The following is an 18,442-nucleotide window of genomic DNA, read 5'->3' as shown; positions in this document are numbered from 1 at the left end:
CCATGGCAATGATTCTCAGTTTCGTGGTCTTTCTGGCGGTGGCGATCGGGATCGCATTGCTGGGGATGAAGCTCTGGCTGCGGCCGAAGGAAGCGATTGAGCGTGTGACGGGCGGCGGCATCAACTCAGAAGAGGAGATTCCAACGCACCCCAGCCTGGTGTTCCGGGACATGCTGAACCGGCTGGGCACGGTGTTGCCGGCGTCACCCAAGGACGTTTCGGTGATGCAGCGCCGGCTGATGCGGGCTGGCATGCGAGGGCCGAACTCGCTGCGGATGCTCTACGGAGCAAAGGTCGTCCTGGGAGTGGCCCTGCCGCTCATCATGACCGCGGTGGTCTGGAATTCCTCGGCCGAGGGCTTCAACAAAGGCGCGGCCGTGCTGGCCGCTGCCGGGTTGGGCTTCTTCGGGCCGAACGAGTATGTGTCGCTGATGTCGCGGCGCAGGCAGAAAGAGATTCGCCGCGGCCTGGCGAACTCGCTCGACCTGATGGTCGTCTGCGTGGAGTCAGGACTTGGTTTGGATCAGGCCATTCTGCAGGTAGCCAAGGAGCTGGAGCACGCGCACCCCGAGATCAGCGAAGAGTTCGCCATGGTGAACCTGGAGCTGAAGGCCGGCAAGAGGCGTCCGGAAGCGTTGCGCAACCTGGCGGAACGTACGGCTGTTGACGATTTGAAGAAGCTGGTCGCCGTCCTGATTCAGGCGGACCGCTTCGGTACGGGCGTGGCGCAGAGCTTGCGCGCGCATTCGGACTTCATGCGAGTCCAGGCGCGCCAGATCGCCGAGGAGAAGGCGGCCAAGCTGGGCGTCAAGCTGGTGTTCCCGATCTTCTTTTGCATTTTGCCGTCATTGTTCGTGGTGACGGTTGGACCGGTGGCTGTCAAGATCATGCGGGAGTTGATCCCCATGATGACTGGCGTGTGAGTGGTCTCTTTCAAAGAGAAGCCTCACGAAGTTTAATTTGGTTGTTCGCGGGATAGGGAAAAGGAGAAATCTCAAATGGAAACGACTTCACTCGTTCGCGTGGCCTGCGCCGTTCTGGCCGTTGTATTTCTCGGCGTCATTATCATGCGCCGCAAGGGCAAGGAATCCGACGAGTAGATTCCTGCCTGGGCCTCGAACCGGGTACACCCGGAACTTGAGGCAAAAGACTTGGATGCGATCCAGCGGGGCATGGCTCTGGCCGGGAGAGAGCCGGAAGGCCGGAGGCTGGGCCATGACCGCTGGATTTGACCGGATAAAATTTGTTCGATTTTTGTGGAGTGAGGGAGAGTACGATGCGTACGTCAAGATGGTGGATCGCGGCAATCGGAATGGTCCTGGCAACGAGCGCCTGGGGCCAGACTTTCGGGAAGGTTGTTGCGCTCGGAGGTGCTTCCGCCGACCTGGTTCTCGATGAACCTCGCGGCCTGTTGTACGTTGCGAACTTCACCGCGAACCGGGTTGACGTTGTTTCGGCTCAGACTGGCGAACTGACGCGGTCGATCAATGTGGCCTCGCAGCCGAGTTCGCTGTCCTTGTCGCCGGATGGCCGCTACCTGGTGGTAGGGCACTACGGCAATTTCACGACTCCGAGCACTCCGCGCAATGCGCTCTCGGTGATTGAGCTGGACAGCCGGGCGAAGCAGACCTTCTCCCTGGCTGACCCGCCGTTTGGCGTCGCCTTCGGGATCGACGGCCAGGCGCTAGTTGTGACAAGCTCGCAGTTCCTCCTGTTCGATCCGGAGTTGGGCACCATGCGTGTGCTGGACACGATCGCGGGTGTGACGGCGAAGACATTGCCGCAGCCGCCGGCGAATTATCCGACTGAGATTGTGGGCGCCTCGGTGCAGGCGTCGGGCGACGGTCTGGTGATTCACGGTGTCACGGACACAATTCTGTTTACCTATGACGTCTCGACGCGCACAGTGAGCTCGGGTGGATATGTGGCGGTTCCGCCGCTGGGTCCCCGGGCCATCAGCGTCTCCCGGGACGGCTCCTATTACCTGGCCGGCTGGGCGATGTTCGACCGTGTGAGCGTGACCAACCAGTTTGCGAATCCGAGAGGCCTGCTGGACGTTGGTTCGCACGCCATCGATTCCGATCGCGGCATCGTTTACGCCGAAGTGCCGGAGGCCGTGACCACCACGGATACGGGCACCGGTTCCGGCAACACCAACAATACGCCGGACACGACCCTGCCCGCGCCGGTTCTGACCATCGTCGACGCCGACAATCTCGCAGTCCGCGAAAAGATCAAGCTGCCCGAGCATCTGGCCGGGAAGGGCATTCTGTCCTCCGACGGGTCGACCATGTACGCACTCTCGCAGAGTGGAGTCATGATCCTGCCGGTAGGCAATCTGGCCGGCAGTCCGAGAGTCGTGGCGGCCCAGCCGGACCTGGTGTTCCGCAACAGCTTCTGCAGCCAGGGTGTGATTACCAAGGAACTCACGATTGTCGATCCCAGCGGTGGGCAGACCGACTTTTCGCTTTCGAGCAACTCTTCTGGTGTCAGCATTTCGCCCAGCCGCGGCAAAACGCCGATGACGGTGAAAGTGGCCATCGACCCGAGCTCGTTCCAGAATCAGCGCGGGACGCTGACGGCAACCATCTCGGTGAAATCGGCGACGGCCGTGAACATCCCTTCGTCCGTCCGGCTGCTGATCAATCTGCAGGATCCCGACCAGCGCGGCACGTTCCAGAATGTTCCGGGCAAGCTGGTGGACATCGTGGCCGATCCGTTCCGCAACCGCTTCTTCGTCCTGCGCCAGGACACGAACCAGGTGCTGGTGTTCGATGGCAGCAACTACACACAGATCGCGACGTTGCGCACGGGCAATACGCCCACGTCAATGGCGCTGACGTTCGACCGCAAGCTGCTGCTGGTGGGTAACGACAATTCGCAGTATGCGAATGTCTACGACCTGGAGACGCTGGAGCAGCAGGCGCCCATCCGCTTCCCGTTCGGGCACTATCCCCGCACGCTGGCGGCTTCGGCCAATGCGATTCTGGCGGCAACGCGCGTTGCCGGCCCCAAACACACTATCGATCGCGTGGATCTGTTCAGCCGCACGGCGACCGAGTTGCCGACGCTGGGCGTCTACGAAAACAGCATCGCCCTCAACACGGCACTGGTTGCCTCCGCCAACGGGAGTTCGATCATGGCGGCCATGTCCGACGGGCATGTGCTGCTGTACAACGCGAACTCGGATGCGTTTACGGTTTCGCGGCAGGACTTCACGGCCCTGAGCGGCGCGTTCGCGGCTTCCAGCTTCAATCAGTTCGTCATCGGCACCACATTGTTCAACGCTTCGCTGGTGCCCGTAGCTGAGTTTGACACCGCGGTGGGCAGTTCCTCCGGCTTCGTGTTCATCGATCAGACCGGTTACCGGACCGGCGCCGCGAATTCCTACAGCCCTGGCGTGATTCAGCGGGTCGATCTGGCCAGCGGCATGGGCCGCAATTCCACGCGGATGGTGGAAGCTCCCGTGCTGGGCTCGACCGGCGCCGTCTTTACGCGCACCCTGGCCACCCTGCCAGACCGCTCGGCCCTGGTGAACCTGACGACCTCCGGCTTCACGATTCTGGCCTGGAACTACGACTCAGCCGTCGCGATTCCGCAGATCGATCGTGTGGTGAACGCTGCTGACAGGACCACGGCGGTGGCTCCGGGCGGCCTGATCATCGTGCAGGGCAGCAACCTGAGCGCCACGAACCTGGCGACCAAGGAAATTCCGCTGCCGACCGCGCTGGGCGAAAGCTGCCTGTCGGTCAACGGGCTCTCTGTCCCGATGCTGATGGTTTCACCTACGCAGATCAACGCTCAACTGCCCTTCCAGGCGGAAGGCAATGTGACGATGGTGCTGCGGACGCCCGGCGGCGTCAGCGACAACTACAATCTGACGGTGCTGCCCAACGCGCCGAGCGTGTTCCGCACCACCCTGGCCGCCGACTACGAAGTGCCCACCGTGGTTCGTTCCTCGAACGGCGAAGTGGTGACTCCTTCGAATCCCATCCGCAGCAACGACGAGCTGGTGATCTACCTCACCGGCATGGGTATCACGAATCCCGAGATTCCGGCCGGTACGCCGGCTCCGGCGGATGCGCCGGTCGTGCTGACCGATCCGAGCGTGACGATCAACGGCTACAGACTGCCGGTGGTCGCCTCACAGCTGGTATCGGGCCAGGTGGGTGTCTACGAAATCAAGGTGACGGTGCCGTTCAAGGTGCCCAAGGGCATGAATCAGACCATGCAGATCCAGCAGGGTGGGTATTCGAGCTCAGTCAACGTCCGAGTCATTGACTAGACCGGTGGCAGTGGAGTGGGTTGCCGCTCCACTGCCCTTTCCGCCAGGACTTCGGCCAGGCTTCACAGCGGGTGACGGGCCTGGCTCGCATCAACATTAAAACAAGAAAAAAAGCAGGATCGCTATGTTTCGTTCCAGGATCGTTTCGCTGATGATCGCCGCGGGCATGATTACACTAATGTCGTCAGTGGCATACGGACAACGTTTTGAAGTCGGGGTGGGTGGTGGCGCCTCGTTGTACAACTCGAAGACGCTGACAACGCCATCGGGCGATATCAGCGCCAAGTTCAAGCCCGGATACAGCTTCAGCGGCTTTGTCGGCCAGATCGGCGGCCGGCTGGGCGGTGAAGTCCGGTATTCGTACATGTCGAATCAGATGGAACTGGCAGGCCTGGGGAAAAGCTACACCATGGGCGGCCGTTCGCAGGCGATTCACTACGACGTGCACATCTACACGAACAAGAACAAGGAAGCCAAGTTCCGGCCGTACTTTCTGGTGGGCGGCGGTATGAAGCAGTTCACGGGCACCGGGTCCGCTGTGGCGTTGCAGCCGCTGGGCAACCTGGCTGTGCTGACGAACACCAGCCAGTGGAAGCCTATTGTGACGGCCGGCGGCGGCGTGCGCGTGGCGCTCAGCCCCCACATGCAGTTGCGTGGCGAAGTTCGCGGCTACTTCAACGAGATGCCCACGGACGTCATTACTCCTGTCACCGGGAGCCTGGGCGGTTGGCTATTCAACATCGTCCCCACGGTGTCCCTCTCCTACGTCTGGTAGGCGAAGCCCGGCGCTCGCCGGCTGGAACTGGCGTACAACTTAAGAGACTTTGGCCGGATCGTGTTCCGCACGCGATCCGGCCTTGTCTATTGAGGTAGGCATGGCGGGCAACAGTTGGTGGATCAGGCTGCTGGCGACGGCGGCACAGATTTCTCTCGGGGCGGCGACCACGCTGGCGGCTTCCCAATACGTGGGCAGCGCGGTGTGCAAGACGTGCCACCCGGGCCTCTCCGTCGATTTCTACCGTAATCCGCATTACAAGACAATCAGCAGCGGCAAGGAACCTCCCGAAAAGACGGGCTGCGAGGGCTGCCATGGTCCGGGTAGCGAGCACGTCGCGGCGAAGGGCGACAAGTCGAAGATCTCGGCCTTCTCCGTGATGCAGCCCAAGCAGGTGCTGGATACCTGCCTGCGCTGTCACGCCGAGAGCCTGGGCCGGGCCAACATCCGGCGCTCGTCGCACTCGCTGGCCTCCGTGGGCTGCAACTCCTGCCACTCGATTCACAAATCCAAGTCGCAGAAGGGCCTGCTGGCCAAGGAGCAGCGCGAGGTGTGCTACGGCTGCCACGGCAACGTGCGGGCGCAGTTCTCGCAGCCTTTCAAGCACCGCGTCAACGAAGGCTTCATGAACTGTACGGATTGCCACAATCCGCACGGGGCCAACGCCGCCAACTGGAGCATGGGCGCCCGGCCGCGCATGGTCGATACGGCTCTCAACAACGAGGAGCCTTGCCTGAAGTGCCATACGGACAAGCGTGGGCCGTTCGCCTTTGAGCACCCGGCAGTGAGGGTGGAGGGCTGCGCATCGTGCCACGTGCCGCACGGCACCGCCAACGCCAGGATGCTGAAGCGGCCGGTCATGTTCACCGTCTGCCTGGAGTGCCACAACGGAGCGGGTTCGTTTGGACGCGACGCCGACGGCGTGCAACTGACGCCGCCAACCCACAATATGGCCGACCCGCGATTCCGGAACTGTACGACGTGCCACATTCGAATCCACGGCTCCAACGCCGATCAGAGGTTCCTGCGATGAGAACGCGGCTTTGGGGCATGGTTTTGGGCTGCGGCTGCCTGCTGTGGGCGCAGCCGCCGGTCGCGCCCACCGATGAAAAGGTGGGGGAAGCGCGCGGCGTGAACTACGGCAACTACAACCTGCTGCAGTCGTGGGAACTGGGCTACCGGTTCCGCGACGTCGACGGGAATCTCGGCAAGTACCGCAGCGACGTGAACTACGGCAACGGAATCCGGTTGCTGGGCAGCCGCCTGGCGCTTCGTTCGCGGGACGGGCACGGCGGTTGGATGGACGAACTGGTGCTGTCCACGCAAGGGCTGGGGAATGATCCTTACCAGTTCGCGAACCTCCGCATCTCAAAGAACGGACTGTACCGATACGACCTCGTCTGGCGCTCCAGCGAGTACTTCAATCCCGCGCTGGCTGTGGCCAACGGCCAGCACGCCATCGACACGAACCGCCAGATGCAGGATCACGATTTCACCCTATTCCCGCAGGGTAGCGTCCGTTTCTTCCTCGGTTTCAGCCGGAACCTGCAGGAGGGCGCCGCGCTGACAACCGTGAACGTGTTCGACGTCCGGGGCGACGAGTTTCCGCTGTTCGCCCAGGTGCACCGGCGGCAGAACGAGTTTCGTTATGGGAACGAGCTGAAGCTGTTGGGAGTGAAGGTGAACTGGATGCAGTCGTGGGAGCTCTACCGGGAGGAGATGCCGGTCTCGTTGGACGGCGCCTCGGCCGGCAATAACCCGGTGGACCGCACCAAACTTACAGACTTTCAGCGCACCAACCCCTACAAGGGCACGACGCCATCGTTCCGGTTGAACCTGTTCCGTGAGAAGGGCGAGCATTGGGCGGTGAACGGGCGATTCTCATGGTCGGCCGGCAGCCGCAATTTCGCGCTGGATGAGACCGCTCTGGGGACCGATCGTTTTGGCGGCGCACGCAACCGGCAGGTGCTGGTGAGCGGCAACGCGCGGCGCCCCATTGCCACCGGAAACCTGACACTCAGCCTGTTTCCGACCTCCAAGCTGACGATCACGAATCACACCGGGTTCCACTCCACGCGCATGGAGGGCGACTCGACCTACGTTGAGCTGGAGAACGCCTCCCTCACCACGACCTACGTCAATTTCGACTACCTGGGCATCCGCAACATCACCAATGCCACGGACGCGCAATACCAGGCGAAGCCGTGGATCACGTTTCGCGGCGGCTACCAGTACTCCAACCGCCAGATCCGCAGTGTGGAGCAGGTGACGGTCGAGAACTTCCCGTTTGCCGTGCGTACGGAACAGACCAACAAGCTGAATGCGGGCGTGGCCGGCATCCGGTTGAAACCCTGGAAGCCGTTCACCGTGGCGGTGGATGGCGAGTTGGGCCGGCAGGACCGGCCGTTCTTCCCGACCTCCGAGAAGAACTACCATGCCGTCTCGGCGCGAGCCCTGTACCGGCATGGACCGCTGATGCTCTCGGCGCTGGCGCGGTCGTACACGAACAACAACTCCACATCCCTGTTCGCGCACAGCGCCCGCACCCGGCAGTACTCGTTTGACGGCTCATGGACGCCGCGCGACTGGGTCTCAGTGGATGCGGGCTACTCGAAGCTGCATTCCTACACGGCCACCGGCCTGGCCTACTTCCTGGCCTCGACACAGATCAATGGCGACCAGTCTTTGTTCCTCAGCAATCTCCACACCGGGCACCTGGGCGCCCATTTCTCGATCAGGAGCCGGGTGGATCTGTATGCCGGCCTCAGCCTCACTCGGGATGCGGGTGGGAATACGCCGGGCGGGTCGACGCTGGCGCTGCTGCGTTCCGTCCAGACGTTCCCCATGGAGTTTGATGCGCCCCTGGCCCGCATCTCAGTAAAGATTCTTCCCAAGCTTCGGTGGAACGCCGGGTATCAGTATTACCGCTACCGGGAAGATCTCCTGCCGTTGCAGAATTACCGCGCAAACACAGGCTACACCAGCGTATTATGGACTTTCTAGCTGGTGTGGCTGGGTTTGGCGTATGGGGAACTTTGGGCTGCTCGCGACCTTCGGGCTGTTAATGGGTGCTACCTGGATCGGCACGAGCCGTTTCAGAATGCGCCTGGAGAACAGCTGGCCCCTGCTGTTCTATCTCATGCTGGTGCTGTACCTGAACTCGTACGAGCTGGTTCTGAATCCCTACGTCGTTTACGTGGCAGTTGTCTGCGCGCTATTCATCCGCTTCGAGTTCATGAACGAGCGGGTGGTGTTCTTCGTGCGCGTGCTGGAGGTCGGCGCCCTGGCACACATCGGCTACCGCCTGCTGATCACGCTGCTCAAAGCGTACTGAGCCGGCTATTTTTCGACGGGCAGGGACCGCTCGGTCCAGCCACGCCAGCCGCCATCCATCGAGATGCAATTGGTGTAGCCCATCTTCTGCAGGTTGTCGGCGGCCAGGGCGCTGCGGTAGCCGCCGCCGCAATACAGAACCAGCGTGGCGCCGGTGTCGGGCACCTGGGCCTCGATGTCGCGCTCGATGATGCCCTTGCTCAGGTGGATGGCCCCGGGGATGTGTCCGGCGGCCCACTCACTCTGCTCGCGGGTGTCGATCAGGATGTGCGGCGTGCCGGCCTGCTGCATCTCGAGGTAGGCCGGGATGTCGATCTCCCGGACGCGCGTTTTCGCATCGTTCACGATGGCGAGGAATCCAGTGGCGTGCTTCATGACTCCCCGATTCTAACCGATTGCTTCGCGCACCCGCCCGCCACTGGCTTTGAGTTTTTCGGCTGCCTGCTCGCGCGACAGGCCCAGCTTGCCCATGACAATCGCCAGGCGGACATCGCGCCCTGAGGCGGCCAAGGCTGATGCCGCCGCTTCGCGGTCGAGGCCGCTGATCGCCATGACGATGCGGATGGCGCGGTCCTGCAACTTCTCGTTGGTCGGCTGGACGTTCACCATCAGGTTTGAGTAGACGTAGCCCAGCTTGACCATGGCTCCGGTAGAGAGCATGTTCAGTACCAGCTTGGTGGCGGTGCCTGCCTTCAAGCGAGTGGAGCCGGTGACCACCTCGGGTCCGGAAAGCACTTCAATGGGGATCTTCGCCGCGGCGCCGATCGCGGAGTTTGGGGAGCACGCGATGGCAACCGTGACGGCGCCGAGTTCGTTGGCCAGGGCCATGGCGCCCAGGACATAGGGCGTGCGTCCGCTGGCGGCAATCCCAACCAGGACGTCGGCTTTCGTGAAGCCGTGCGCCTGCAGGTCGGCGCGTCCGGCCGGCCCGGAATCCTCACTGCCTTCCACGGCGTTGCGCAGGGCCGTGTCGCCGCCGGCAATCAGTCCCACCACCAGTCCGGCGGGGACGTTGAAGGTGGGCGGACACTCCGAGGCATCCAGCACGCCCAACCGGCCACTGGTGCCGGCGCCGATGTAGAAGAGCCGCCCACCGGTCCGGATTGCGCCGGCGATGGCGTCGACAGCCTGGGCGATGTGGGGCAGTTCCTGCTCCACGGCCTGGGCGACCCGCTGGTCTTCGCGGTTGAAGACCGCCAGCATTTCAGCGGTGGGTAGCGTATCGAGACCGGCCGAGGCGGCATTGATCTGTTCGGTCATGAGGTGGCCGAGATCAAGGCCGGGCTGGGGGGCGTTGGGCATGAACAACTCCTGGAGCACTGCGGACGCGAAAAAGGGCGCACGGAACCTGACTGGTCCCGCACGCCCTTGGATCCTTCACTGAAACGGCCCGCCGCGCCGGATTAGACGCTGAAGCTGGAGCCGCAGCCACAGGTGGACTTCACCTGCGGGTTATTGAACTTAAAGCCCGAACCTTCCAGGCTTTCCACGTAGTCGACCTCGGCGCCGTCCAGGTAGAGCATGCTGGCCTGGTCGACGAACACCTTCAGGTCGCCGTACTTATAAGTCTTGTCGAGCATGCCGGGGGCGTTCTCGAAGGCCATGGAGTAGCTGAAGCCTGAGCAGCCGCCGCCGACCACCGAGATGCGGAGCCCTTCGGGTTTCGGTTCCTGTGCGTCGAGGATTTCCTTCACCTTGCCGACAGCCGTCTGGGTCAATGTAATCATTGCGTTAGTCGACCTCCTACACTTTAGTCCGGAATCCTCATGGTAGCACGGGATCCGGTGCACGTTTTCATTATAGAAGATGCGGCCGGCGAGCCAAAGGGTGCGTGGATCTGCTATGTTAAACACATCCTGATTCCATCGGCGCCGGTGTGAGCGCCGAAGTGACTCAAACGTAACGGAATCAATTGAAACCGGACTCGGATGGCGTGCGTCGGTTAGGGCGTATGAGCAGCTACACCGGCGTGCTACCGCTTCCCGATGCCGGGGTAATGGCAAAGGCCTCCCGTCAGGGTAAAACGCGAGTGGATTACCGCAAGACCGAAGAAGCTGAACTGGTCAAACGAGTCCAGGCGCGCGACCAACTCGCCTTTGGCGAAATCGTCGAACGCTACCAGTCCAAGGTCTTCTCCATCATCTTCGGCATACTGCGCAATCGCAACGACGCCGAGGATATCGCTCAACAAGTATTCACCAAAGTCTACTTCTCGATCAACAGCTTCGACTTCCGCAGCAGCCTGCTCACCTGGGTCTACAAGATCACGGTCAACGAATGCTATGACTACCTGCGCAAGAAGAAGGTCCGGAAGCTGGTATACGAGAGCGATTTCAGCGAAGACGACGCGGTGAGCATGGAGCGCAGCGAGCCCGATGGTACGCCCGCCGCCGATGACACCCTTGCCAAGCGCGACCTGGTGCTCAAGCTTTTATCGAAGGTTTCCGAGGAAGACCGGAACCTGATGATGCTTAAAGAAGTGGAAGGTCATTCCGTTGAGGAGTTGGCGGCAATGACTGGTATGAACGAGAATACGATCAAAGTGAAGTTATTTCGCGCTCGCCAGAAGCTATTGAAGGCGGCGCAAAGGCTTACCCGGGGTTCAGGGGCCCGGTTGACAGCGGAATAGGATTCACCGGAACCACTTGCAACCACGAGTGGTCCGGGTATGATAATCCCAAGGGGTTTAGTTCCCCACGGGGTTGAAAGCGGCGGCACGTTGGCGGCCGGACCGGGCGACATGAGCCGGACGGTGCAGGGAAAGAGACCAGCGGCCTAAGCAGGAGTCCGAGCAACGGATACTTTTGAGGGAAGACGGTTATGCATCAGCCCATCGAGGACGGACTTGAAGACTTCCTCTCCGGTAAGGTGGATTCGCATCGATACCAGGGTCTGGAACGTCATCTGAGCGTGTGCGCGGAGTGTCGGGACGAAGTGGGTCAATTGGTTGAACAGGTGACCCTGCTCCGGACGCTGCGTGCCCCGGCGGATGCCGAGCCGGCACCGGGTTTCTACGCCCGGGTCATGGATCGCATCGAAGCCCAAACCGGCAATTCGTTCTGGTCTATTTTCCTGGAGCCGGCCTTCGGCAAACGGCTCATGTACGCCTCACTGGCTCTGTTCGTAGTCCTCACCTCGGCTGTGTTCCAGACGAATTCCAGCTCCACAGCGACCGAGAGCGATCCCATGACGATCATGGCCGGCTACGATTTGCCGCATGCCAGCGGCGACGATCCTCGCCACGATCGCGAAGTGGTTTTGGTGAACCTGGCGACTTACAGTACCGGCGCCACCGCTTCGGCTCTGCCCGTCTCGTCCGACTAGCCGCGGGGAGTATTATTTCAAGGTGAGTGTGCGATCCAGTCTTGCCGACAACCGGCCCTCCTGGCACAACCCCAGGATCGTGATGTTGTTGCTGACCATCTTCCTGTGCGGCGCGGCAGCCGGTGCGCTGACCGTGCGCCTGACAGCCAACCGGCCCGCTTCCGGGCCATATTGGAAAGAGGGCGGCCGCGAGCTGACGCTCGAGATGATGCGCAAGGAACTCAACCTCACACCGGAACAGGCCGTACAGATTGAGACCGTGCTGGACGAGTTCGTCCTCTACTACCAGAACCTGCAGGGCCAGATGGACGACTTCCGCTCCGATGGCAAACAGCGCATCACGCATGTGCTCACGCCGGAGCAGCGCGTGAAGTTCGAGAAGATGATGACTAATCTCTCGGCCCGCATCCATTAGCCTGTCCGCGCATCACCCGCGCACTCCACTCGAAGTTCTGATAAGATTCGGCAGCCTTGTATGCTGCCTGACTACCTCTCCAAAGCCGTACCCAACCCCGTCTCGAATCGGGCCCCGTGGTACAAAAACACCGCTCCCAGTTATGCAGGCGTCTTCCTCTGGATCGCCTTCTACAACTCCATCGCCGCCGGAACCATCACGCGCGGCACACTGACGGTCTGCCTGCTGGCCCTGGCCGCGGCTGGCCTGCTGAGCTACGCCCTGTACTACTATGTGCCGGCCATCCTCGGCATGAAGACCGGGTACCCGCTGTACGTGATCGGCAGCTCCACGTTCGGCACGCGCGGCGGCTACGCCATGCCCGGATTGCTGATGGGCCTGCTGCAGGTGGGCTGGCTGGCGGTGGGCACGTTCTTTGCCACGAAGTTCGTCCTGACGGCGCTGGGCATCGAGGCCAAGGCGGGGACCATGCCGTTCATTGTGACGGGCGTCATCTGGGGCTACCTGATGGCGTGGATCGGGGTGATGGGCATCCAGTACGTCGCGCGCATCGCCACGTTCCTAAACTTCATTCCGCTGCTGATGATCCTGGTCGTCTTCGTGAAAGTCTCGCCGGGCATCTCCGGTCACGTGCCGTCCGAGCCGAACTCGTTCGTCGCCTTCACGATGCTGCTGCAGATCGTCATCGGCTTCTTCGCGACAGCCGGAGCCGCCGGCACAGACTTCGGCAGCAACGCCCGCAACACCAGCGATGTGAAATGGGGCGGACTGGTGGGCATCGTCGCCGCCATCATGATTGCCGGCGGACTCCCGCTGGTCTCGGTCGCCGGGGCCCGCGTGATGATGCCGAACGTCCAGGGCTACAACTACGACGCCGTGGTTTCCGGCATCGGCGGACCGCTGGCCACGGCCATGTTCTTCCTGTTCACGCTGGCTTCGATCCCGCCCGCCTGCTTCTCGTCGTTCATCGCCGGCAACAGCTTCTCCACCATGCTGCCGGGCGTCTCGCGCATGGGCTCGACCATGGCGGGCATGACCGTTGCCATCATCCTGGCCGTCAGTGGCGTGGCCGAGAACCTCGTCGGCTTCTTCACCATCGTCGGAGCCTCATTCGGCCCCATCTGCGGAGCCATGGCCGCCGACTACTTCCTCTCGGGCAAGAAGTGGGCCGGTCCGCGCGAAGGCATCAACTGGGCCGGCTACGGCGCCTGGGCCGTGGGCTTCTTCGTGGGCATCATCCCGTTCCTGCCGGTGAGCAAGGAAGTGCAGGAGTTCTCGCAGCCGGCGGTGCTCTACAGCTTCATCACCGGTTTCGTGGTCTACGCGGCGCTGGCCAAGGCCGGCCTGGAGCCGAAGACCGTCGCGATGCCGCGCTAGCACGGGTCCGACTGGACCCGGCCGGGCCCGGCGGCGCACAATGGACCCAAATGAAACTCCATGCCGCCGCCCTCGTCCTGCTGGCTTGCTCTACGTTGTGGGCCGCTCCGCCACCAGCCGCCACTGACCTGAAGGATGTCGAGTTCGCCAAGCCGGCCGGGGTCTCGCTCACCCTCGATGCGTGGATCCCGGCCAGCGCCAAGGCGCAGCCGGCCGTCATCCTGGTGCACGGCGGAGGGTGGAACGCGGGCACCAAGCGGACGTACATCAATCCGTGGTTCCCCACTCTGACCGACGCGGGCATCGCCTGGTTCACCATCAACTACCGTCTGGCGCCGCAGTGGAAATACCCGGCGGCGGTGGAAGATGTGGAAGCCGCGGTGACTTGGGTCCAGGCCAATGCGAAGAAGTGGAACATCGATCCCAAACGCATCGCCCTCATGGGCGAATCGGCGGGCGGGCACCTGGTGGCGTTGGCGGGCGCACGCGGCAAGGTCAAGGTGAAGACGGTAGTCGATTTCTATGGTCTGAATGATCTGCCGCTCATCAACCAGCAGCGCGGCAAATCGAAGAACCTCGAGCAGTTCCTGCCCGATGGCAGCGACGCCACCTACAAGGCCGCCTCACCGGCCACTTACATCCATAAGAAGATGCCGCCCTTCCTGTTCATTCACGGCACGGCGGACAAGGCTGTCCCGTGGCAGCAGTCGCCCGCTATGTGCGACCAGATGAAGGCTGCGGGCGCGCGCTGTGAGGTGCTGCTGATCGAAGGCGCTCCGCACGGCGTGGAGGGTATGGAGAAGGATCCCGCCTGGCACACCTGGAAGCCCAAGGTTGTCGAGTGGCTGAAGCGGGAACTGCGCTAATGCCCGTACGGAAGACCGAAATGGACTCCAAGGACATTCAGCCGCACCGCCACCTGCTGTTCTACAAACCTTACGGGGTGCTGACCCAGTTCACCGACGAGAGCGGCACCGGCCGTCCGACGTTGAAGGACTTCATCGACGTGCCCGGCGTGTTTGCCGCCGGCCGGTTGGACGCGGACAGCGAAGGACTGCTACTGCTCACTAGCGATGGCGCGCTGCAACATCGCCTGACCGATCCGCGCTTTGAGCATCCCAGAACGTACTGGGCCCAGGTGGAGGGGACGCCCACTCCGGAAGCCGTGGCCGCCTTGTGCCAGGGCGTCGAGATCCAGGGCCGCAAGACCCGTCCTGCCCAGGTACGAATGCTCGAGGGCGAGCCGTCGCTGCCGCCGCGCGATCCGCCCATCCGTTTCCGCCGCCTGATTCCGACCGCCTGGCTCGAGTTGATCCTCACCGAAGGGCGCAACCGCCAGGTACGCCGCATGACAGCCGCCGCGGGCCTGCCGACGCTGCGACTGGTCCGCGTGGGCATCGGCAAGCTGACCATCGAGGGCCTGGCGCCCGGCGTCTGGCGCGACCTCACTGGCGCCGAGTTGATTGCCCTGGCCAAGCCCGCCCGGAATGCGGCGACCGTCAGGAACACCCCCCTCATCGAGGGCGTACCGGGCCGCCGGCTTGTGGATCCAGCCACCGTCAAGCGCGGCCCTTCGACGCCCGGGCGCTTCCGCCGCGGATAATCTGAATCCACCCTGATCCGGGAGCCGGTTATTCCGGTGCGGGCGGAATAAAACCGCTTACATCCGCGATTCTGCTAACTTTCTGTTTTCATCGCCCGGCCGCCTCCCTAATCGATGCGGATCCGGATCTCTTTATCGAAACCTAGTTATCAATGCGTTCATCTCAAGGGTGTGAGACCAGATAGCATTGGGCTGGCTCAGAGGAGGAAAGCATGAAAAGCACGAAAGCTCTAATCGGCGGCGCCCTCACTGCCATGCTGTGGGTCGCCCCTGCCTTTGCACAGAAGCAGGATGAGGATCCCATCGCGGCGGCCCAGAAAACGCAGACTCCGCAGTCGGTACTGCAGATGGCCCGCCAGGTAGAGAAGGAGATTCTGTCGCTCACTGATTACGGTGTCTTCGACAGCATCACTTACCAGATTAAGGACTACACGGTAACATTGCGAGGTTTCGCGTCCCGGCCGATCTTGAAAGATTCAGCGGAGCGCGTGGTGAAGAAGATTGAAGGCGTCACCAATGTGATGAACGAGATTAAAGTCTTGTCCCTGTCTCCGAATGATGACGTGATTCGCGCTCGCACCTATGTGGCGATTTACTATCACCCGATTCTCAGCCGTTACAATCCCGGCCGCGGCACCCCGCTGTGGATCAGCCCGGCGCGCGTGGCTGGCGGCATTACCAACGATCCGCCCATCGGCTGGCATCCGATTCACATCATCGTGAACAACGGCAATGTCACGCTGGATGGAGTCGTGGACAATGCGGCCGATCAGCAGGTGGCGGTGATGCAGGCCAACAGCGTGCCTGGCGTCTTCTCGGTGGAAAACCACATCCAGGTGACGAACCCCAGCAAGCCCAAGGCCGTCAAGGTCAAGAAGTAATCCAGCCTACACAACGGAAAAGGCTCCCCGGTGGACTCGGGGAGCCTTTCCTGTATCTGGACGGATCTGCCTACTGCAGCGGGATCGTGGCCTTGCCGGCCGGGCCGTCGTACAGCAGTTCGACGGTCTGAATCTTTTCGGTCTTGCCCCGGTACTGGAAATACAGGAGCCCGGCTTGCGGCAGGGTCCGTTCGCCTTCCAGCAGCGACGCCTTCTGGGCACGCTGCGTGATGGACCGCACGACCTCGATAGGCAGTTTGGCTGGCATGGGGGGCGGGTCGCCCTGGGCTCCGCCGCCGCTGCCGCCGATGCTCGACTTCGACTCCTGCTTCTTCGGCTGCTCGTAATCCGGGTCCTTCAGCGACTTCACCACCAGGCCGTACGGCTGGCTGGGCAGCGGCACTTTCTTCCCATTGATCCGCAGGGAGAAGTGGTCGATCGAAATGTTCAACTGGTCGCCCGGCGCGCCGTACAACCCTACTTCCACCATGACGTATTCTTCCGAATTCATCACACCGCTGGGGCCAGGGAAGCCGTGGCCCGTGAAGTCGGCCGCGATGGTGACTTTGCCTGCTTTGCCCGCAGCCGAATAGTCGGCTGGGGCCGCCCTGGGCGGTACAGGCTGGGCTTCTTTTAGAACGTACTTCATCGGCTGCTCAACTTCACTGGGAGGCTGCGCGGCGAGACAAAACGCGGTAAGGGTGACGCCGATGACGCAAACACCGGCACGGACGGCGGGTTCAATTCTCATTGCTGCTCACAAACTATCATATCGAAGGACGAACGCCGCCCCGCCGGGTTGCACTTTTTGAAAGGCCCGCCGGAGCGCTCCAGTGGCGCTCCGTTTCCTTAAGATGGTAGTGACTGGGCGGCCGGAACAGATGGGCCGCCAGCTGGCGGGAGAATCTCATATGCCGACGAGCGTTGCGCCATCCGTTTCGCGGGCCACCGATATTGTGGACCTTCGGTCCGCCCTTGAGTTCCTGGCCTCGATCCCGGGGCAACTCGTCTCGACGCGTGAACCCGTGGATCCCGTTGCCGAACTCGCCGGCGTCTACCGGTTGGTGGGCGCGGGCACGCCCGTCATGCCGCCCACGCGCATCGGCCCCGCCATGCTCTTCGAATCGGTGAAAGGCTACACCATGCCCGTGGTAACCGGCGTCCTGGCCAGCCGCCTGCGCACCGCCCTGCTGCTGAACAGCACGGTCGAGCGCCTGCCCTTTGACCTCTTGGACGCCCTGAATCATCCGCACACGCCCGTCGTCATTCCCGCCTCCGATGCGCCCTGCCAGCAGGTGGTCCTGCATCCGCCCTTCGACCTCCGCACCCTCATTCCCGCGCCCACCAATACCCTGAAGGACGCCGGCCCCTACTTCAACATGGGCCTCATCCGCGCCGAGGATCCCGAGACCGGCGAATCCGACGTCACCATCCACCGCCTCTGCCTGCAGGGACCCGATCTGTTGAGCGTCTACTTCGTACCCGGCCGCCACATCGACGCGTTTCGCATCAAGGCTGAGGCGCGGGGCGAGGCATTGCCGGTCTCCATCAGCATGGGGCTGGATCCGGCCGTCTATCTCGCGGCCTGTTTCGAACCGCCCACTACGCCGCTCGGCTTCGACGAGTTGACCATTGCCGGCGGGTTACGGCGCCGCCCGGTGGAACTGGTGCAGTGCGTCTCGGTCAACGCCAAGGCCATCGCGCGGGCCGAGATCGTCCTGGAAGGCGAGATCCTGCCGCATGAGCGGATCCGCGAAGATGTGCAGACGAACACCGGCTTCTGCATGCCCGAGTTCCCGGGCTATCTGGGCAAGGCGCAGCCGTCGCTGCCCTTGATCCGGATCAAAGCCATCACGCACCGTCTTCATCCCATCCTGCAGACCATCATCGGACCGGGCGAAGAGCACGTGAACCTGGCCGGCATTCCGACCGAAGCCAGCATTCTGAAGCTGGTGAACGACAGCATGCCGGGCAAACTGCTGGGTGTTTACTGCCACTCCGCCGGAGGCGGAAAGTACCTGGCGATCCTGCAATTCAAGAAGTCGGCGCCCAGCGACGAAGGCCGCCAGCGGCAGGCCGCCCTCACTGCCTTCGCGGCGTTTCCCGAACTCAAGCACGTCATCCTCGTGGACGAAGACGTGAATCTGTACGACACCAACGACGTATTGTGGGCGATGACCACGCGCTACCAGGGCGACGTCAGTACCATCTTCATTCCCGGTGTGCGCTGCCATCCGCTGGACCCTTCCCAGTCGCCTGACTTCAGCCCCAGCATTCCGGCCGACGCCACCTCCTGCAAGACGATCTTCGACTGCACGGTGCCTTACCGTTTGAAGGAGCGCTTCCGCCGCGCCGAGTTCGTTGACGTCGACCTGAAACGCTTCCTCCCATAGCTGTACGATTTGCGATAGATATATAAGGCCGGATCTGTTCGCGGAGCCCCCGTGCC

The 18,442-nt window shown here is 62.4% G+C and carries 18 protein-coding genes; 14 read left to right on the top strand and 4 right to left on the bottom strand.

The annotated features are described in order from the left end of the window. Positions 1-2 precede the first annotated feature (2 nt). The 6 genes from IRI77_RS08465 (at position 3) to IRI77_RS08440 (ending at position 8,394) form a co-directional block, all read left to right on the top strand. Positions 3-923, top strand: a complete 921-nt coding sequence (locus IRI77_RS08465; RefSeq protein ID WP_194451637.1) for a type II secretion system F family protein — start codon at positions 3-5, stop codon at positions 921-923. A gap of 353 nt (positions 924-1,276) precedes the next feature. Beyond that, positions 1,277-4,285, top strand: coding sequence for a hypothetical protein (locus IRI77_RS08460; RefSeq protein WP_194451636.1), 3,009 nt, complete (start codon positions 1,277-1,279; stop codon positions 4,283-4,285). 124 nt (positions 4,286-4,409) lie between these two features. Next, a complete protein-coding gene (locus IRI77_RS08455; RefSeq protein ID WP_194451635.1) occupies positions 4,410-5,060 on the top strand; it encodes an outer membrane beta-barrel protein in 651 nt (216 codons plus the stop codon). 100 nt (positions 5,061-5,160) lie between these two features. Further along, positions 5,161-6,093, top strand: coding sequence for a DmsE family decaheme c-type cytochrome (locus tag IRI77_RS08450; RefSeq protein ID WP_194451634.1), 933 nt, complete (start codon positions 5,161-5,163; stop codon positions 6,091-6,093). Next, the gene (locus tag IRI77_RS08445; protein WP_194451633.1) at positions 6,090-8,063 is read left to right on the top strand and encodes a hypothetical protein; all 1,974 of its coding nucleotides are present in this window, start codon (positions 6,090-6,092) and stop codon (positions 8,061-8,063) included. Before IRI77_RS08450 ends, IRI77_RS08445 begins: the two co-directional genes overlap by 4 nt. Positions 8,064-8,160: 97 nt before the next feature. After that, the gene (locus IRI77_RS08440; RefSeq protein WP_194451632.1) at positions 8,161-8,394 is read left to right on the top strand and encodes a hypothetical protein; all 234 of its coding nucleotides are present in this window, start codon (positions 8,161-8,163) and stop codon (positions 8,392-8,394) included. 5 nt (positions 8,395-8,399) lie between these two features. Here the strand turns inward: IRI77_RS08440 and IRI77_RS08435 are convergent, their stop codons facing one another. The 3 genes from IRI77_RS08435 to IRI77_RS08425 form a co-directional block, all read right to left on the bottom strand. Beyond that, the gene (locus tag IRI77_RS08435; protein ID WP_194451631.1) at positions 8,400-8,768 is read right to left on the bottom strand and encodes a rhodanese-like domain-containing protein; all 369 of its coding nucleotides are present in this window, start codon (positions 8,766-8,768) and stop codon (positions 8,400-8,402) included. 12 nt (positions 8,769-8,780) lie between these two features. After that, positions 8,781-9,695, bottom strand: coding sequence for an N-acetylmuramic acid 6-phosphate etherase (murQ, locus tag IRI77_RS08430; protein WP_194451630.1), 915 nt, complete (start codon positions 9,693-9,695; stop codon positions 8,781-8,783). Between the two features lie 101 nt (positions 9,696-9,796). Continuing rightward, positions 9,797-10,120, bottom strand: coding sequence for a HesB/IscA family protein (locus IRI77_RS08425; protein ID WP_194451629.1), 324 nt, complete (start codon positions 10,118-10,120; stop codon positions 9,797-9,799). Between the two features lie 224 nt (positions 10,121-10,344). On the opposite strand from IRI77_RS08425, the gene IRI77_RS08420 reads away from it, so the two are divergent. From IRI77_RS08420 to IRI77_RS08390, 7 genes are all read left to right on the top strand, one after another. Next, positions 10,345-11,022: an RNA polymerase sigma factor gene (locus IRI77_RS08420; RefSeq protein ID WP_194451628.1), complete on the top strand. Its 678-nt coding sequence runs from the start codon at positions 10,345-10,347 to the stop codon at positions 11,020-11,022. 191 nt (positions 11,023-11,213) lie between these two features. Further along, on the top strand, positions 11,214-11,717 hold the full coding sequence (locus IRI77_RS08415; RefSeq protein ID WP_194451627.1) for an anti-sigma factor family protein: 504 nt from the start codon (positions 11,214-11,216) through the stop codon (positions 11,715-11,717). A gap of 28 nt (positions 11,718-11,745) precedes the next feature. After that, complete coding sequence (locus tag IRI77_RS08410) at positions 11,746-12,132, top strand: hypothetical protein (protein ID WP_194451626.1); 387 nt, start codon at positions 11,746-11,748, stop codon at positions 12,130-12,132. A gap of 60 nt (positions 12,133-12,192) precedes the next feature. Then, positions 12,193-13,509, top strand: coding sequence for a cytosine permease (locus IRI77_RS08405; protein ID WP_194451625.1), 1,317 nt, complete (start codon positions 12,193-12,195; stop codon positions 13,507-13,509). A gap of 50 nt (positions 13,510-13,559) precedes the next feature. Continuing rightward, positions 13,560-14,375 carry an alpha/beta hydrolase gene (locus IRI77_RS08400; RefSeq protein ID WP_194451624.1) on the top strand — a complete coding sequence of 272 codons (816 nt, stop codon included), beginning with the start codon at positions 13,560-13,562 and terminating at the stop codon, positions 14,373-14,375. Beyond that, on the top strand, positions 14,375-15,112 hold the full coding sequence (locus IRI77_RS08395; RefSeq protein WP_228486643.1) for a pseudouridine synthase: 738 nt from the start codon (positions 14,375-14,377) through the stop codon (positions 15,110-15,112). Before IRI77_RS08400 ends, IRI77_RS08395 begins: the two co-directional genes overlap by 1 nt. Before the next feature lie 212 nt (positions 15,113-15,324). Further along, positions 15,325-15,993, top strand: coding sequence for a BON domain-containing protein (locus tag IRI77_RS08390; protein WP_194451623.1), 669 nt, complete (start codon positions 15,325-15,327; stop codon positions 15,991-15,993). Positions 15,994-16,063: 70 nt separating this feature from the next. Here IRI77_RS08390 and IRI77_RS08385 read toward each other — a convergent pair whose 3' ends face one another. Continuing rightward, positions 16,064-16,744, bottom strand: a complete 681-nt coding sequence (locus IRI77_RS08385; protein ID WP_194451622.1) for a hypothetical protein — start codon at positions 16,742-16,744, stop codon at positions 16,064-16,066. Between the two features lie 160 nt (positions 16,745-16,904). On the opposite strand from IRI77_RS08385, the gene IRI77_RS08380 reads away from it, so the two are divergent. Beyond that, positions 16,905-18,386 (top strand): UbiD family decarboxylase, encoded by a 1,482-nt coding sequence (locus IRI77_RS08380; protein WP_194451621.1) that lies wholly within the window; start codon positions 16,905-16,907, stop codon positions 18,384-18,386. Positions 18,387-18,442 lie beyond the last annotated feature (56 nt).

Origin of the sequence: Paludibaculum fermentans, assembly GCF_015277775.1 — a bacterium.
GTDB classification, from domain to species: Bacteria; Acidobacteriota; Terriglobia; order Bryobacterales; family Bryobacteraceae; genus Paludibaculum; species Paludibaculum fermentans.
This window is presented reverse-complemented; position numbering and strand designations above follow the sequence as displayed.